This is a genomic window from Chryseobacterium scophthalmum, from assembly GCF_900143185.1.
GTDB lineage: Bacteria > Bacteroidota > Bacteroidia > Flavobacteriales > Weeksellaceae > Chryseobacterium > Chryseobacterium scophthalmum.
The window spans coordinates 1,098,745-1,112,844 of the sequence record NZ_FSRQ01000001.1; the positions used below are offsets into that span (position 1 = coordinate 1,098,745).

Consider the following 14,100-nt stretch of genomic DNA (forward strand, 5'->3'; position numbering starts at 1 on the left):
TTTTAGATGTTTTTCAGACATTTATTTATTAAAGATTGCTTCACCTTCAGTTCGCAATGACATTATTTTCCTAAAACAAATACGGCAGGAATTTTATGAAGTTCCGGTTTTTGTTTTTGCCACTCTTTTATTGTTTTGGTTTTAATAAACTCATGTTCAGGATCATTAATGTTTGCAGCGATACAAAGTTTTGTATTCGGCGATAAAAATTTGGTTAAATCTTCGAAAAGCACATTATTTCTATAAGGCGTTTCCATGAAAATCTGAGAATATCCTGTTTTCTGAACAATTGATTCCAAGTGCATAATCTGCTTTTTCTTTTCACTTTTATCAATCGGCAAATATCCGTTAAAAGTAAATTCCTGTCCGTTAAAACCACTTGAAATTAACGCTAAAATAATCGAAGAAGGTCCAGAAATAGGAATCACTCTTATATTTTTTTCGTGACACCATTTTACAATTAAATTTCCCGGATCTGCAATACACGGAAGTCCGGCTTCAGAAAGCAAACCAAAATCCTGTCCGTCGATCATTCGATCCTGAGCTTCTTTGATGTCGGCATTTTCTGTGTATTTATCCAACAAAAAAAGTTTCAAATCTGACTGCTTTTTTTCCGGTGCAAAAAACTTCACGACTTTTCTTGCTGTTTTTTCATTTTCAACAAAAAAATAATCGGTCTGCATAATGTAATCTTTTATGACAGGTGAAAAATGGCTGATTGAAGTATTTTCTGAAAGATAAGCGGGAAGTAGAAAAAGCATTTTTTGTAAGTTATGAGTTGTGAATTATGAGTTTTGAGTTTTTGAAATGAGAAGTTTTTCGGCGATTTTTTCGCAGGCTTCATCCAATTGGTGATAGACTTTTTCAAAGCCATCGATTCCGTCCCAATAAGGATCCGGAACTTCTCCTGAAGCATGATTGAGATCAGCAGCTTCCATCAATAATGAAATTTTGCTTCGCTGCTCTTCATTTTGAGCCAAAGAAATTACATTTTTTAAATTACTCAAATCCATACAGTAAATTTTATCAAACTGATTTAAATCTTCTGTAGTAATTGGTCGGGAAAGTTGTTTTGAAATATCAATTCCGTATTTGGCAGCGGTTTTTACCGATCTTTTATCAGGATTGCTTCCCTGATGCATATCAATTGTTCCGGCTGAATCTACTATAAAATCTTCAGGAAGTTTTGATCTCATAATTCCTTCTGCTAAAGGACTTCTGCAAATATTTCCGAGACAGACCATTAAAATTTTCATTTCAATATCATTTAAAAATTTAATTAATAATATTTCTTCAAACAAAGCTAAATAAAAAAGGAGAATAAGCCTATTCTCCTTTCTATAAATATTTTGTACAGAATTAATTTTTGATTTTTTCTGTTAAGTCTTTTACGTATTTCTTAATTTCTTTATCAATTTTAGAAACATCTTTAATGGTATCGCAAGCGTACATTACAGTTGAGTGGTCTTTACCTCCCATTTCTTCACCAATTTTACTGAAGGTAGCGTTGGTATATTCTTTTGAAAAATACATCGCCAATTGTCTCGGAAGTGCAATTTCTCTTTTTCTTGTTTTAGATAAAAGCTGCTCTCTTTTAATTCCGAAATAATCGCAAACTACATCCTGAATATAAGGAATGTTGATGACCTTTTTCTGATTAGCCGCAATTTTATTAATCGTTTCTTTCAATAATTCTAAGCTTAAATCTGATTTATAAATCGTAGAATAAGCGATTACAGAATTAATAATTCCAATCAATTCTCTTACATTGGTTTTTGCTTCCGCAGCAAGGAAATCAAGCATATCTTCGGTAAGAACGATACCGTCTCTGCTCAATTTAGCCTGAATAATCTGTTTACGTGTATTTAAATCCGGAGATTTGATCTCTGCAGAAAGTCCCCATTTGAAACGGGAAACAATTCTGTCCTGAATATCCATAATATCAACCGGAGCCTTATCTGAAGTAAGGATAATCTGCTTTCCATTTTGATGCAAATAATCAAAAATATGGAAGAAACTGTCCTGTGTTGCAGATTTTCCAGACAAGAACTGAATATCATCGATAATCAGAACGTCTACCATTTGATAAAAATTGGCAAATTCTGTCTGTTTATGAGCTTTAGCAGCCGAAATAAACTGTTGAATGAATTTTTCAGATGATAAATAAAGTACTACTTTATCCGGAAACTGGCTTTTCACTTCCAAACCTACAGCCTGACCTAAGTGAGTTTTACCAACTCCATAACCTCCATATAAAAACAAAGGGTTAAAAGCAGTTGCTCCAGGTCTTTTAGCAATTGATCTTGCAACGGTAGAAGCAAACTTGTTGCTTTCACCTTCTACATAATTATCAAAAGAGAAATCTGCTTTAAGGTTAGAATCAATATTTACTTTTTTAATTCCCGGAACTACAAAAGGATTCACAATATTTCCGGAAAATCCTTGAGGCATGGTTTCCTGAACTTTCGGAGTGGGAGTAGACTTCCCTTTCATATTCATGGTAACTGGTCTTTCTAAACCGCTTGGTTTATTTTCCATTACAGAATACCAAAGTTTTACCCCTTTACCGATATTTTTCTTTAGAGCAGCAGAAAGCAATGACAGATAGTTATCTTCAATATATTCTTTGTAAAAATCACTCGGAACCATCAACGTAAGATTGTTCTCAACCAATGAAATTGGTTGTACTTTGTCGAATAGTAAATCGAAAGATTTTTCAAGCTTTTTAAGATCAGAATTGTCTTCAGCTGCGTTAAGATTGTCACGCATAAACTGAAGGCATTTCTGCCATATCATCATTAAATTTTCACCCATTTTTATGCCCTGATTAATTCTTTGGTTAGTCGTTTTAGGAGGAAGACAAAGGTCTCATTTTTTATTTTCATAAAAAAATATTTCTCATATTGATTATTTAAAAATATATTTGTATGTATAATTAAGAGATAAAAATGATACACTCAAAACACTCATTACGAGTACGTTACGCAGAAACCGATCCCATGAAATACGTCTATTACGGCAATTATGCAACGTATTTTGAATTGGGTCGTGTGGAACTTTTTCGCAGCATCGGCATCTCTTATGACGAGATAGAAAAGCAAGGAATTTGGCTTCCGGTTTCTGATTATAAAATTAAGTATTTAAAACCAGCACTATACGATCAAAAATTAGAAATTCACACTTTTATGAAAAAAAATCCGGGAGTAAGAATAGAATTTGAATATGAAATTTACAACGAAGAAGGAATTAAAATCACCGAAGCTTCCACTACTCTATTTTTTTTAAATTCAGAAACGCAAAAAGTAATTAAATGTCCGGATTTTTTAATGAAATTAATTGAAGAAAACTGGAAAGAAGAAAATGATTAAATCTGTTTTAAGATTTTTTAACGGTTAAACTTTCAAATCACTATATTTGGTAGTAAATCAAATGAATGATTTACGCACTTATCACGATATTAATTCTACTGATTGTTTTAGTTTATCAAAACCTGAACAGAAAGATTAAAATTCTGGAACAGAAAATTTCTGATTTATCAAAAGATAAAGCCAATATTGAAAAACAAGAACAGAGTTCCACAGAAACCATTAAACTTCAAACCTTGTCTAATGAAAGAATCGAGGTTGGGCAAACTGTAAAATCAGAAATCATTGAAGAAGATTCAGAACCGGAAAAAGACTGGCTGACTCCGCTTTTTGATTTTATTAAGCAGAATTTTCTTACGATTATTGGCATATTTACTTTGGTTTTAGGAATCGGTTATTTTGTAAAATATGCCATCGATAAAAACTGGATTGGTGAAAGCGCAAGAATGGGAATTGGTTTTCTTGCAGGATTTATTCTTATCATCATTGCTCATTTTATCAGGAAAAATTATACTATTTTTTCATCCATCATTATGGGTGGCGGAATTGCGGTGCTTTATTTTACAACAACCATCGCATTCAGAGAGTATCATTTGTTTACACAGAATACGGCATTTGTAATTACTTGTGCGATTACTCTGCTTTCAATTTTCCTTTCTTATCGTTATAATAGTGAGACGCTGATTATTTTTTCATTGTTCGGAGGTTTTCTGGCGCCGTTAATGATCAGTACCGGACAAAGCAATTATATTTTCCTTTTCACGTATTTATCTCTTTTAAATATTGGAATGCTGATTACCGTTTATTTGAAAAACTGGAAAAGTGTAGGCTGGATTGCATTTATTTTCACGGCGATCTATCTTTATTTCTGGACTATCGAGAAAACTGACCTTACAAGTATCATCTTTTACATTGTAACATATATTATATTTTACGCTTTTGCACTTCAAAATTATTTTAAAACAAATCTGCTTTCCAAGCTTGATATTTTAATGTTGGTTCTGATTAATTTCTCAAGCATCATCGGATTGGTTTATATCTTTTCTATTTTAAAATATGAACCTTTAAGTATCTTCCCGCTCAGCTTTGCGTTTATCAATATCTTTTTCGCGTTCAGAGAATATCAGAATAAAAAATTTGAAAGAAATTATTCTGTTTTTGCCGGAATTGGCATCAGTCTTTTGACTTTGGCTGTTGCATTACAATTTAAACCCCACCTCATCACGAGTGTTTGGGCGATAGAAGCTTCTCTTTTATTATATATATGGAAAAAAACCGGTCACAGTATTTTCAAAATATTTTTCTATCTGCTTTTTCCGTTGGTTATTTTATCTCAAATAATGACCTGGACTGAATATATAAATAATGAAAAACATTTAACTATAATTTTCAATCCTGTTTTTCTGACGAGTTTGGTAGTTATTGCAAGTTGTTTTTTCAATTTAATTTTACTGAAGAAAGAATCCAAAGAAAAAAGCGATGCCGAGTTTTTTGAAAATGCTTTTAAAGTTTTATGCTTTGGAGTGATTTACTTTTCCATTTTATTTGAATTGATTTATCAGCTTTCGTCACTAAATATCGTTATTATTCTTACTTACTGCCTTTTGTACAGTATTGTTTTCACAATTTTATTATTAATATTAAAGAAAAGATTAAGCATTTTTCAAGACTTAGAAAATCTGTTGATTTATGTTTTGTTGTTTTTATTTATTGCACATATTACCAATTCACAAATTGTACACGCAGTAATAACAAAAGAAATAGGACTAAGTTTCTATTGGATTCATTTGATTTATTTGGCGCCACTTCTATATTTAATTATAAAACTGATTCCACCATCACAGTTTTTAAAGCAGAAAGCCGGTTATTTACTCATTTCATTTGTCTTCATTCTTTCTGTAAGTTTTGAACTTTACCGAGTTTATATTTTTTCGAATAACACCACTTATAAAAATGTTTTTCAATTGCAGGAGCATTTCAGCATTCTGTATCTTCCTATCATCTGGGCAATTTTATCTTGTGGATTTATTTTTGCAGGTTTGAAAAAAAACATTCCTGAACTTAACAAAATTGGTTTTGGTTTACTCGGTATTACCATTCTCAAATTATACCTATATGATGTTTGGCAAATGGATAACGTTTCCAGAATTATCGCTTTCATTATTTTGGGAATTATTTTATTGCTGAGTTCATTTATGTTTCAAAAATTTAAAAATGTACTTAAAAACCTCGTGGAAAAGAATGAGAATTCAGCCAATGAAGATATTTAAAATCCTTTCAAAAACTATTATTCATCAATATTTTAGAATTAATTTAAAATCCCCCTTGATATTTTATAAAAAGTAAGTATATTTATCACGTTTTTAACGTTTATATTATTAATTATGAAAAAAGTCCTATATTCCTTATTCATCTTTGCTTCTGCAACATTATTTGCTCAGAAAAATACAAAGATAAAATTTGCTATCTTAGAAGATATGGTGGGTACAACAACGTTGTTTGAAAACCAAAAAGAATATGTAAAAAGTACACAGGCATATAAGTCTGCCAATTTACCTCAAAAATTTAAAAAATTCAGCTTTATTGCAGATCAAGGTCTTACTGAGGTTAAGTTTAAAAACAATGTAGGTCTTTTAGACAATATTAGTTTAGCACAACTTAACGAGCAAAACAATCTTCCTAAAGAAACTCCTGTTATCATCGAAGGATATGAGTTTAAAGATACCGCTATGAGAATATATGCAGAAATTGCACAACAAGTAGAAGTTAAAGACTACAACGGTGTAAAATCTGTATTCATAACGACTACGGCAAAATAAAAAATCAAATTATAAAAAAACGGATATTCTTTTGAATATCCGTTTTTTTTATGACTAATACTTGTTATTCCATTTTTTCTTAAGCTCGTCGTAAATCTTCTTTTCGGTAGCATTATTTCCGGGTTCGTAGAATTTGGCATCTTTTATTTCTTCCGGCAAGAAATCCTGATTCACAAAATTCCCTTCAAAAGAATGGGCGTATTTATATTCTTTACCATAATCTAAATCTTTCATCAATTTTGTCGGAGCATTCCTCAAATGTAAAGGAACAGGAAGATTTCCGGTTTTCTTCACAAAAGCCAAAGCATCATTAATTGCCATATAAGCTGAATTACTTTTCGGAGACACTGCAAGATAAATCGCCGTTTCGCTCAGTAAAATTCTCGATTCCGGATTTCCTATAACGTTAATTGCCTGAAAACAGTTATTTGCAATTACCAAAGCATTCGGATTTGCCAAACCAATATCTTCAGAGGCAAGAATAAGCATTCTTCGCGCAATAAACTTGATATCTTCTCCGCCTGCAATCATTCTCGCCAGCCAGTAAACTGCACCATTCGGATCGCTTCCACGCATTGATTTTATGAAAGCCGAAATAATATCATAATGTTGCTCACCATTTTTATCATAAAGCGCCATCGTTTCCTGAAGAACCGACATTACATCATCGTTTGAAATTTCTTTATTATCAGAATTTTTAAACTGATTCAGTACCAACTCCACAGAATTAATAAGCTTTCTACCATCACCACCAGAATACTGAATGAAAGCTTCTTTTTCTTTAATCGTAAAATCAGTTCCTTCATCTTTATTAAACCTATCTGATGCAATATCAATAAGCTCTTCAAGCTTTTCGTGGCTCAAAGATTTCAATATATAAACCTGACTTCTTGAAAGCAATGCTGAAACCACTTCAAAACTTGGGTTTTCGGTAGTTGCGCCAATAAGAACAACCCAACCTTTTTCTACGGCATGAAGAAGAGAATCCTGTTGGGATTTATTAAAACGGTGAATTTCATCAATAAAAAGAATGGGAGATTTTCCTGAAAAAAGATTCTGTTTTTTCGCATCTTCTATCACATCACGCACATCTTTTACGCCTGAAGAAACTGCCGAAAGTTTAAAAAATTTTCTTCCCGATTTTTCCGAAATAATTTCAGCTAAAGTCGTTTTTCCTGTTCCTGGAGGTCCCCAAAGAATAAGAGAATTTAAGGTGTCATTTTCAAGCATTTTTCGGATGGTACCTTTCTCACCGGTAAGATGCTCCTGCCCTAAAACTTCATCTAAGGTTTTTGGTCTTAATCTTTCTGCTAAAGGAGTGTTGTGATTCAAGATTTTATCTATTTGAATTTTAAATATTTGGCGAAAGTAAACAGAATTGATAAAGCTATCAATTTATCCGACGGATCATCCGTTTACTCTCTGAAACTTCAAACAAATTTAAACTAAATTTCAATTTTTTACCCTACTTTTGCAATGTTTTGAAACTTTCATTTAACAAAATCATCACTTCACCTTTGGTAATTCTCATCAAATTTTACCAATGGTTTATTTCGCCCTTACTTCCGAAGAATTGCCGATACGAACCTACCTGTTCACATTATATGGTAGAATCTCTGCAGGTTCACGGTATTTTTAAAGGATTTTGGTTGGGCATAAAAAGAATTTCAAAATGTCATCCTTGGGGCGGAAGCGGTTATGATCCCGTTCCTCCAAAAAAATAAAATATTCAATAATAAACAAATAAAAATGAGTAATATTTTCTTCCGAATTTATTTTGTACTATTCGCATTGGTTACCCAGTGTTTTTTTGCACAGAATCATCAAGACAGTTTATCTGACGGAACATTAAAAATTAATTCTGCCGAGTTACCTGTAAAAATTTATGCCAGTACAGAATTTAGAAACATCAATAAATTTGCTGATGTAGTGACCAATGACAATACTTTGGTTATTTTCACCAAAACCAATGTTGAAGCAGATCCTTACCATTCTAATGCAATTCTTATCAATAGTTACAAGAGCGCAAACTATCAATTTTTTGATAAAGATTTCAAGCTTGTAGAAAACTCAAATATTTCTGAAGATAAAATTGAAACGCTGAAATATGCATTAAAAACTAAAAAACCAGTCGCTCCAACCGACACTGTTTCATTAGAAACTCCATTTAAAATTTGGGATATTAGTCCAGGAATCAAATTGGGACCAGTTACGCTGCACTTTTATAGCTTAATGTTTATTTTCGCATTTGGGATAGGATATGTTTTAATGACAAAGATGTATCAAACTGATAATGTAAACCTGAAATATGTAGAGCCTATTTTTACTTGGACTTTAATCGGTACAATTCTGGGAGCAAGAATGGGGCACGTTATTTTTTATCAGCCTGAATTATTTAAAGAAGATTTTTGGAGTGTTTTCTTACCAATCAGCACAAAAAACGGTTTAAAATTCACTGGTTTTTCCGGATTGGCAAGTCACGGAGCTACAATTGCCGTGATTTTAACAACGCTTTATTATTCATTTAAAATCATCAAGAAAAATCCGTTTTGGGTATATGACAGATTAGGAATTGTAGTTGCTATTGGCGGAGCTTTTGTAAGAATGGGGAATTTTTTCAACTCTGAAATCATTGGTAAACCAGTTGATCCTAGTTCACCATTTGCAATTCTTTTTCCACAACAAAGCAGTGAATATGGTGTAACAATTCCGCGTTATCCTACTCAGTTATTTGAAGCAGTAGGTTATGTTTTATTGTTTATTTTACTTTGGACTTTATACAGAAAAACTGACAAAAAATATCAGCAAGGATGGTTATTTGGTTTATTCTTTATCATTTTATGGGCAATCAGATTCTTTGTAGAATTTTTGAAAGAACCTCAAGGTGACGAGTTTATTTCTTTTGCAGGATTAAATACCGGACAGATTTTATCAATTCCGTTTATGATTGCAGGATTTATCATTATGCTTTATTCTAAAAATTTAAAAATTACAGAAGCTGAAAATGCAAAACCTGAATAATTTTTAAAACACATACAAATCTGAAAGTCACAACTGAGTTGTGGCTTTTTTGTTTAAATGAAGAAAGACATTACTAATCTCATCGATTACATCTGTAGGTTGCATTGCTTCTTTAGAGTATTTTTCGGCAGCAAAATCAGCAGCTTTTCCGTGAAGCCAAACGCCTAAAATAGCGGCCTCTTGTTCAGAATATTTTTGAGCTAAAAGGGAGGTAATAATTCCGGTAAGAATATCTCCGCTTCCGCCTTTTGCCAATCCTGAATTTCCGGTGATATTGTAGAAAACTTTTCCTTCTGGAGTTACCATTTGCGTATGATGATCTTTCAAAACGATATAAATCCCCAATTCTTTTGCTTTTGTTTTGGCTAAATCTAACCTTTCAAATGAGTTTTCAGTTTTTCCGAAAAGTCTTTCAAACTCTTTCGGATGCGGGGTAATAATTGATTTTTTCGGAATTAATTTTAAATAACTCTTATCTTTAGAAATAATATTTAAAGCATCAGCATCCAAAATTAAAGGAGATTGATGATTTTCAAGAAATTCCAGCAAAGCTTTTTTCGTTTCTTTTTCTGTTCCTAAACCAGGACCAATCCCGTAAACAGTATTTTCCACTTTTTCAATTTGATGAATCTTTTTCTCACCACCATCCATAAACATTGCTTCCGGAACACTTGTCTGCAGAATTTCATAACCACAATTGGGAGCCAAAACAAACGTTAAGCCGGAACCCGTTTTCAAAGCTGATTTTGTAGCCAAAACTACAGCTCCGATTTTCCCGTAACTTCCGCCCACAATAATTAATTTTCCATAAGTTCCTTTATGAGCGAATTCTTGTCTGATTTTAAAAATATTCTGAAAGACATCATCATCAATTACAAAATCATCGGTTGAAGTATTTTCAATAAATTCTTTAGCTAAATTGATATCTAAAACAATTACTTTTCCAGTGAAACTTCCGGTTTCAGGATGAAGAAAAGTTTTTTTCCAGAATTGAAAAGTCAATGTATAATCTGCTTTAAATATGGTTGAATTTTCATCATTGATTTGATCAGCAAATAATCCCGAAGGAACATCAATCGAAATTTTAGGATTACTTTTTGAGTTTAAAACTTCAATCACCTCTTTAAAAATACCTTTAGGATTTCTTGATAATCCGGTTCCGAAAAGCGCATCGATGATTACTGTTTTTTCATCAAAATTGTATTTTGAAATTTCATGAAAATCTATCACTGAAATCCCGGAAATATCTTTCAGTCTATTATAATTAATTAAAGCATCATCAGAAAATTTCAACTGCTCTTTATTGATAAAAACATCTACATCAAAACCTTTCAGATACAGCATTCTTGCAATGGCAAAACCATCACCGCCATTATTTCCGTTTCCGCAAAATATTGCAAATTTTGTATGATGTTTACAATTTGAAAAGATCCATTCTGCACAAAGTGAAGAAGCTCTTTCCATTAATTGAACAGATGAAATCGGTTCATTCTGAATGGTATAAAGATCAGCCAATCTGATATTTTCTACAGTAAAAATTTTCATTTTGATCGTTTTTTTTCAATTTAATTATAATTTCTAATAATTTAAAGCAAAAAAAATACCCAAAACATTTAAGATTTATTATTTTTAAATGATACTTTTGTGTAAAACAACTAAAAATATAAATTATGGGATTTGTTAAAGAATTTAAAGAATTTGCCATTAAAGGCAACGCTTTCGATCTAGCGGTGGGGGTAATCATCGGTGGTGCTTTCGGAAAAATTGTAACGAGTATGATTGATGATTTAATCATGCCCATCGTTGCAGCAATCGTTGGAAAACCAGACTTTAGCAGTATTTATTTCGCAATGGGAAAAGGTTCTGAAAATATTCCTGCAGGATCAACACTTGCAAAGGCTAAAGAACTTGCTCCGGATGCGGCAATTTTTGCCTACGGAAATTTCATTACGGTAGCGATCAATTTTATCCTTCTTGCGTTTGTTGTTTTCATGCTTGTAAAAACAATTAACAGAATGAGAAAAACTGAAGCTGAAACTCCTGCAGAACCTGCTGCACCAACAACTACAGAACAGTTACTTTCTGAAATTCGCGATGAATTGAAAAAGAAATAATAAAATTTTATATAAAAAACGAATCCGCCGCAACTTTTAGTTGCGGCGGATTTTTTATCATGATAAAACAATATTTTTACTGAATCTGAAAAATACTTGAGATCTGCTCTGCCAAAGAAAGCCCTATTCTATCCTGAGCTTCCAAAGTTGAAGCACCCGTATGCGGAGTTACAGAAATATTAGAATGCGTAATAATTTCTTTTGAGGGAGTCGGTTCGTTAATGAAAACATCAAGCCCTGCAAATCTTACTTTCCCTGAATCTAAAGCTTCAATTAAAGCAGTTTCATCAATCACACCGCCTCTTGAACAGTTAACGATAGCAACACCATCTTTCATCATTTCAAACTCAGATTTACCGATCATATAACCTTCTTTCTGAGCCGGAACGTGAAGTGTGATAAAATCCGAATGTCTTAAAACCTGTTCCAAAGGTTCAGTTTCAATATCAACATTGATGAATTGATTGTTGTAGAAAGTTACTTTAATACTTGCTTTCCCGACCATATTATCAGCAGCAATTACTCTCATTCCTAAGCCTAAAGCGATTTTAGCAACTTCCTGGCCGATTCTTCCCATTCCAACGATTCCGATGGTTTTTCCTTTCAATTCAATACCTGCAGCGTAAGCTTTTTTAAGCGATGCAAATTCTGTATCCCCAACTAAAGGCATTTTTCTGTTAGAATCCTGCAAAAATCTGGCTCCTGAAAATAAATGGGCAAAAACCAATTCTGCAACCGATTCTGACGAAGCAGAAGGCGTGTTAATCACATGAATTCCTTTTTCTCTTGCATAATCTACGTCAATATTATCCATTCCTACTCCACCTCTACCGATAATTTCCAGCGATGGACAATTATCAATAATATCTTTTCTTACCTGTGTCGCACTTCTCACCAAAACTGTACGAATCTTGTGCTCGTTGATGTAATCTAAAAGAAGCTCCTGCGGAACTTTTGTGGTAATTACTTCAAAGCCTTTTTCAGTTAATGCATCAATCCCAGACTGATCTAAACCGTCGTTTGCTAAAACTTTCATAACTAACTTATAATCTATTTAAAATGTAAAAAGATTTAAAAATTAAAAGAATATCTGGTTTTCACCTTTCGTTTAATCTTTAAATCTTCTCTATGATTTAATCTTCTTTAAAAACTTCTATTGTAACTTGCTTCTCTACCAAATCAGTAAATTTGCCTTTGTATCTTGTAGCTCTTACCAGATGATTATCAATCCAGTGATAATTTCCACCTCTTGGTTTTCCGCACAAAACGCTGTGATATTTGAAACCGTGTTTATCTAGCCAATCGATGGTAATTTGTTTTAAATTTTCAGTTCTTGAAGTAAAAAAACAAATCTGATGTCCCTCGTCATACCATCTATTAACGGTTTCTAGTGCATCTGGAAATGGCTCACAAGTTACCATTCTTTCCGGCTCTTCGTTGGGAACATCTTCTGTAATTGTTCCGTCGATATCTATCAGATAATTTTTAATTCCGTCTTTTAGAATCGGACTGATATGCTCAATATAATCTAGTTCCATCGCTTCAAAATTTTAAAGTGCAAAGTTACACTTTCTCATCCAAACAGTGACGTTAATCTTAATTTATGTTAAAAATTTAACACAAAATCAAATTTAAAATTAACGAAACTTAATATTTCATTGCATTTTTCATAAATATAGAGAATGTTTTTCGCATTCAAAAAAGCCAATATTTCATAAATAATTAAAAAAACTAAACATTTATTTTACAAAATCACGTTTTAAACTTAAATTTGTAGGAATGAAAGAATTGGTAGTATTAGTAAATCCCGAGGATAAAGTTTTAGGTTTGATGGAAAAACAGCAAGCTCATATTAATGGACTTCTTCATCGTGCTTTTTCGGTTTTTTTATTTAATGAAAACGGAGAAATGCTTTTGCAGAAACGCGCTGCAGAAAAATACCACTCTCCTCACCAATGGACCAATGCAGTTTGTTCGCATCCCAGAATTGAAGAAACTTATCTTGAAGGCGCAAAAAGAAGGCTGAATGAGGAATTGGGAATTGATGCAGAACTTTCAGAAAAATTTCATTTTATCTATAAAGCTGATGTTGGAGGTGGACTTTGGGAACACGAACTCGATCACGTCTTTACAGGAACTTACAATTCTGATTTCAATCTGAATAAAGATGAAGTGGCAGAAGTTCGCTATATTTCGCTGGAAAATTTAGATAAAGAAATTTCGGAACATCCCGAACAATTTACAGAATGGTTTAAAATTATTCTGGAAGAATACAAACATCATTTTTAAACACACACTTATGAAAAAAACCTTTTTTATTACCGCATTCTTGTTCAGCGTTTTCTCGTTTTCGCAGAATTTGGGAAAAGAGCTTTATGAAAGCGAAAACTATTCAATCGCTATGCCCGATACATGGAAAGCGACGAACGATGATGGAATTGTAAACATTTTCCCAACCAATGAAATTGGCGCAATCACCATTTCAGAATATCATAATCTGGATTTGCCAAAAGCAGAAGTGAAAAAATTTATCCTTGCTTTGTACAATTCTCCTGATGACGAGAAAAAAGTAAAAAATACAGGCAGCAAAAAAGGATATTCAGAATATCAGTATGAATATTTTGATGAGAAAGAAAAACTATTCTGGATTACAAAACTGTACCAGAAAGATAAAAATATGTTTCTTGTAAGCATCAATTGCCAACAGAAACACTGGAACGGAAATTATATGAAAGTTTTTAACGAGACTTTTGAAAGTTTTAAAATTAAAAAATAGAAATA

The 14,100-nt window shown here is 32.4% G+C and carries 15 protein-coding genes; 8 read left to right on the top strand and 7 right to left on the bottom strand.

Annotated elements, in window-relative coordinates:
• Positions 1 to 62: 62 nt before the first annotated feature.
• From BUR17_RS05055 to dnaA, 3 genes are all read right to left on the bottom strand, one after another.
• Positions 63 to 761, bottom strand: coding sequence for an SAM-dependent methyltransferase (locus BUR17_RS05055; protein WP_074229249.1), 699 nt, complete (start codon positions 759 to 761; stop codon positions 63 to 65).
• Between the two features lie 24 nt (positions 762 to 785).
• Positions 786 to 1,256 carry a low molecular weight protein-tyrosine-phosphatase gene (locus BUR17_RS05060; RefSeq protein ID WP_074230231.1) on the bottom strand — a complete coding sequence of 157 codons (471 nt, stop codon included), beginning with the start codon at positions 1,254 to 1,256 and terminating at the stop codon, positions 786 to 788.
• A 103-nt stretch (positions 1,257 to 1,359) separates the two neighbouring features.
• The gene (gene dnaA, locus BUR17_RS05065) at positions 1,360 to 2,814 is read right to left on the bottom strand and encodes a chromosomal replication initiator protein DnaA (RefSeq protein ID WP_074229250.1); all 1,455 of its coding nucleotides are present in this window, start codon (positions 2,812 to 2,814) and stop codon (positions 1,360 to 1,362) included.
• Between the two features lie 134 nt (positions 2,815 to 2,948).
• On the opposite strand from dnaA, the gene BUR17_RS05070 reads away from it, so the two are divergent.
• The 3 genes from BUR17_RS05070 (at position 2,949) to BUR17_RS05080 (ending at position 6,184) form a co-directional block, all read left to right on the top strand.
• Positions 2,949 to 3,368, top strand: a complete 420-nt coding sequence (locus tag BUR17_RS05070) for an acyl-CoA thioesterase (RefSeq protein WP_074229251.1) — start codon at positions 2,949 to 2,951, stop codon at positions 3,366 to 3,368.
• Between the two features lie 65 nt (positions 3,369 to 3,433).
• Complete coding sequence (locus BUR17_RS05075; protein WP_074229252.1) at positions 3,434 to 5,635, top strand: DUF2339 domain-containing protein; 2,202 nt, start codon at positions 3,434 to 3,436, stop codon at positions 5,633 to 5,635.
• Between the two features lie 114 nt (positions 5,636 to 5,749).
• A complete protein-coding gene (locus tag BUR17_RS05080) occupies positions 5,750 to 6,184 on the top strand; it encodes a hypothetical protein (RefSeq protein ID WP_074229253.1) in 435 nt (144 codons plus the stop codon).
• 54 nt (positions 6,185 to 6,238) lie between these two features.
• On the opposite strand, the gene BUR17_RS05085 is transcribed toward BUR17_RS05080, so the two are convergent.
• Positions 6,239 to 7,516, bottom strand: coding sequence for a replication-associated recombination protein A (locus tag BUR17_RS05085; RefSeq protein ID WP_074229254.1), 1,278 nt, complete (start codon positions 7,514 to 7,516; stop codon positions 6,239 to 6,241).
• A gap of 149 nt (positions 7,517 to 7,665) precedes the next feature.
• Here BUR17_RS05085 and yidD point away from each other — a divergent pair, with 149 nt between their 5' ends.
• Positions 7,666 to 7,908 (top strand): membrane protein insertion efficiency factor YidD, encoded by a 243-nt coding sequence (gene yidD, locus BUR17_RS05090; RefSeq protein WP_074229255.1) that lies wholly within the window; start codon positions 7,666 to 7,668, stop codon positions 7,906 to 7,908.
• A gap of 448 nt (positions 7,909 to 8,356) precedes the next feature.
• On the top strand, positions 8,357 to 9,205 hold the full coding sequence (gene lgt / locus BUR17_RS20960; protein ID WP_074230232.1) for a prolipoprotein diacylglyceryl transferase: 849 nt from the start codon (positions 8,357 to 8,359) through the stop codon (positions 9,203 to 9,205).
• Between the two features lie 27 nt (positions 9,206 to 9,232).
• Here the strand turns inward: lgt and BUR17_RS05100 are convergent, their stop codons facing one another.
• Positions 9,233 to 10,750, bottom strand: coding sequence for a bifunctional ADP-dependent NAD(P)H-hydrate dehydratase/NAD(P)H-hydrate epimerase (locus BUR17_RS05100; protein WP_074229256.1), 1,518 nt, complete (start codon positions 10,748 to 10,750; stop codon positions 9,233 to 9,235).
• A 125-nt stretch (positions 10,751 to 10,875) separates the two neighbouring features.
• Between BUR17_RS05100 and mscL the strand changes: the two genes are divergently transcribed.
• Positions 10,876 to 11,319, top strand: coding sequence for a large conductance mechanosensitive channel protein MscL (gene mscL / locus BUR17_RS05105; protein WP_074229257.1), 444 nt, complete (start codon positions 10,876 to 10,878; stop codon positions 11,317 to 11,319).
• A gap of 76 nt (positions 11,320 to 11,395) precedes the next feature.
• Here mscL and BUR17_RS05110 read toward each other — a convergent pair whose 3' ends face one another.
• Complete coding sequence (locus tag BUR17_RS05110) at positions 11,396 to 12,355, bottom strand: D-2-hydroxyacid dehydrogenase (protein WP_074229258.1); 960 nt, start codon at positions 12,353 to 12,355, stop codon at positions 11,396 to 11,398.
• Positions 12,356 to 12,452: 97 nt separating this feature from the next.
• Entirely contained in the window at positions 12,453 to 12,857 is a 405-nt protein-coding gene (locus tag BUR17_RS05115; RefSeq protein ID WP_066677251.1) for an LNS2 domain-containing protein, read from the bottom strand.
• Between the two features lie 241 nt (positions 12,858 to 13,098).
• Here BUR17_RS05115 and idi point away from each other — a divergent pair, with 241 nt between their 5' ends.
• Together idi and BUR17_RS05125 are read left to right on the top strand one after the other, a co-directional pair.
• The gene (idi, locus tag BUR17_RS05120; RefSeq protein ID WP_074229259.1) at positions 13,099 to 13,608 is read left to right on the top strand and encodes an isopentenyl-diphosphate Delta-isomerase; all 510 of its coding nucleotides are present in this window, start codon (positions 13,099 to 13,101) and stop codon (positions 13,606 to 13,608) included.
• A gap of 10 nt (positions 13,609 to 13,618) precedes the next feature.
• Positions 13,619 to 14,095 carry a hypothetical protein gene (locus tag BUR17_RS05125; protein ID WP_074229260.1) on the top strand — a complete coding sequence of 159 codons (477 nt, stop codon included), beginning with the start codon at positions 13,619 to 13,621 and terminating at the stop codon, positions 14,093 to 14,095.
• The last annotated feature ends 5 nt before the right edge of the window (positions 14,096 to 14,100 follow it).

Bases quoted from the DNA above. Each gene is read 5' to 3' on its own strand.
- BUR17_RS05055 (WP_074229249.1), bottom strand. From the start codon at position 761: ATGCTTTTTCTACTTCCCGCTTATCTTTCAGAAAATACTTCAATCAGC.
- BUR17_RS05060 (WP_074230231.1), bottom strand. From the start codon at position 1,256: ATGAAAATTTTAATGGTCTGTCTCGGAAATATTTGCAGAAGTCCTTTA.
- dnaA (WP_074229250.1), bottom strand. From the start codon at position 2,814: ATGGGTGAAAATTTAATGATGATATGGCAGAAATGCCTTCAGTTTATG.
- BUR17_RS05070 (WP_074229251.1), top strand. From the start codon at position 2,949: ATGATACACTCAAAACACTCATTACGAGTACGTTACGCAGAAACCGAT.
- BUR17_RS05075 (WP_074229252.1), top strand. From the start codon at position 3,434: ATGATTTACGCACTTATCACGATATTAATTCTACTGATTGTTTTAGTT.
- BUR17_RS05080 (WP_074229253.1), top strand. From the start codon at position 5,750: ATGAAAAAAGTCCTATATTCCTTATTCATCTTTGCTTCTGCAACATTA.
- BUR17_RS05100 (WP_074229256.1), bottom strand. From the start codon at position 10,750: ATGAAAATTTTTACTGTAGAAAATATCAGATTGGCTGATCTTTATACC.
- mscL (WP_074229257.1), top strand. From the start codon at position 10,876: ATGGGATTTGTTAAAGAATTTAAAGAATTTGCCATTAAAGGCAACGCT.
- BUR17_RS05110 (WP_074229258.1), bottom strand. From the start codon at position 12,355: ATGAAAGTTTTAGCAAACGACGGTTTAGATCAGTCTGGGATTGATGCA.
- BUR17_RS05115 (WP_066677251.1), bottom strand. From the start codon at position 12,857: ATGGAACTAGATTATATTGAGCATATCAGTCCGATTCTAAAAGACGGA.
- idi (WP_074229259.1), top strand. From the start codon at position 13,099: ATGAAAGAATTGGTAGTATTAGTAAATCCCGAGGATAAAGTTTTAGGT.
- BUR17_RS05125 (WP_074229260.1), top strand. From the start codon at position 13,619: ATGAAAAAAACCTTTTTTATTACCGCATTCTTGTTCAGCGTTTTCTCG.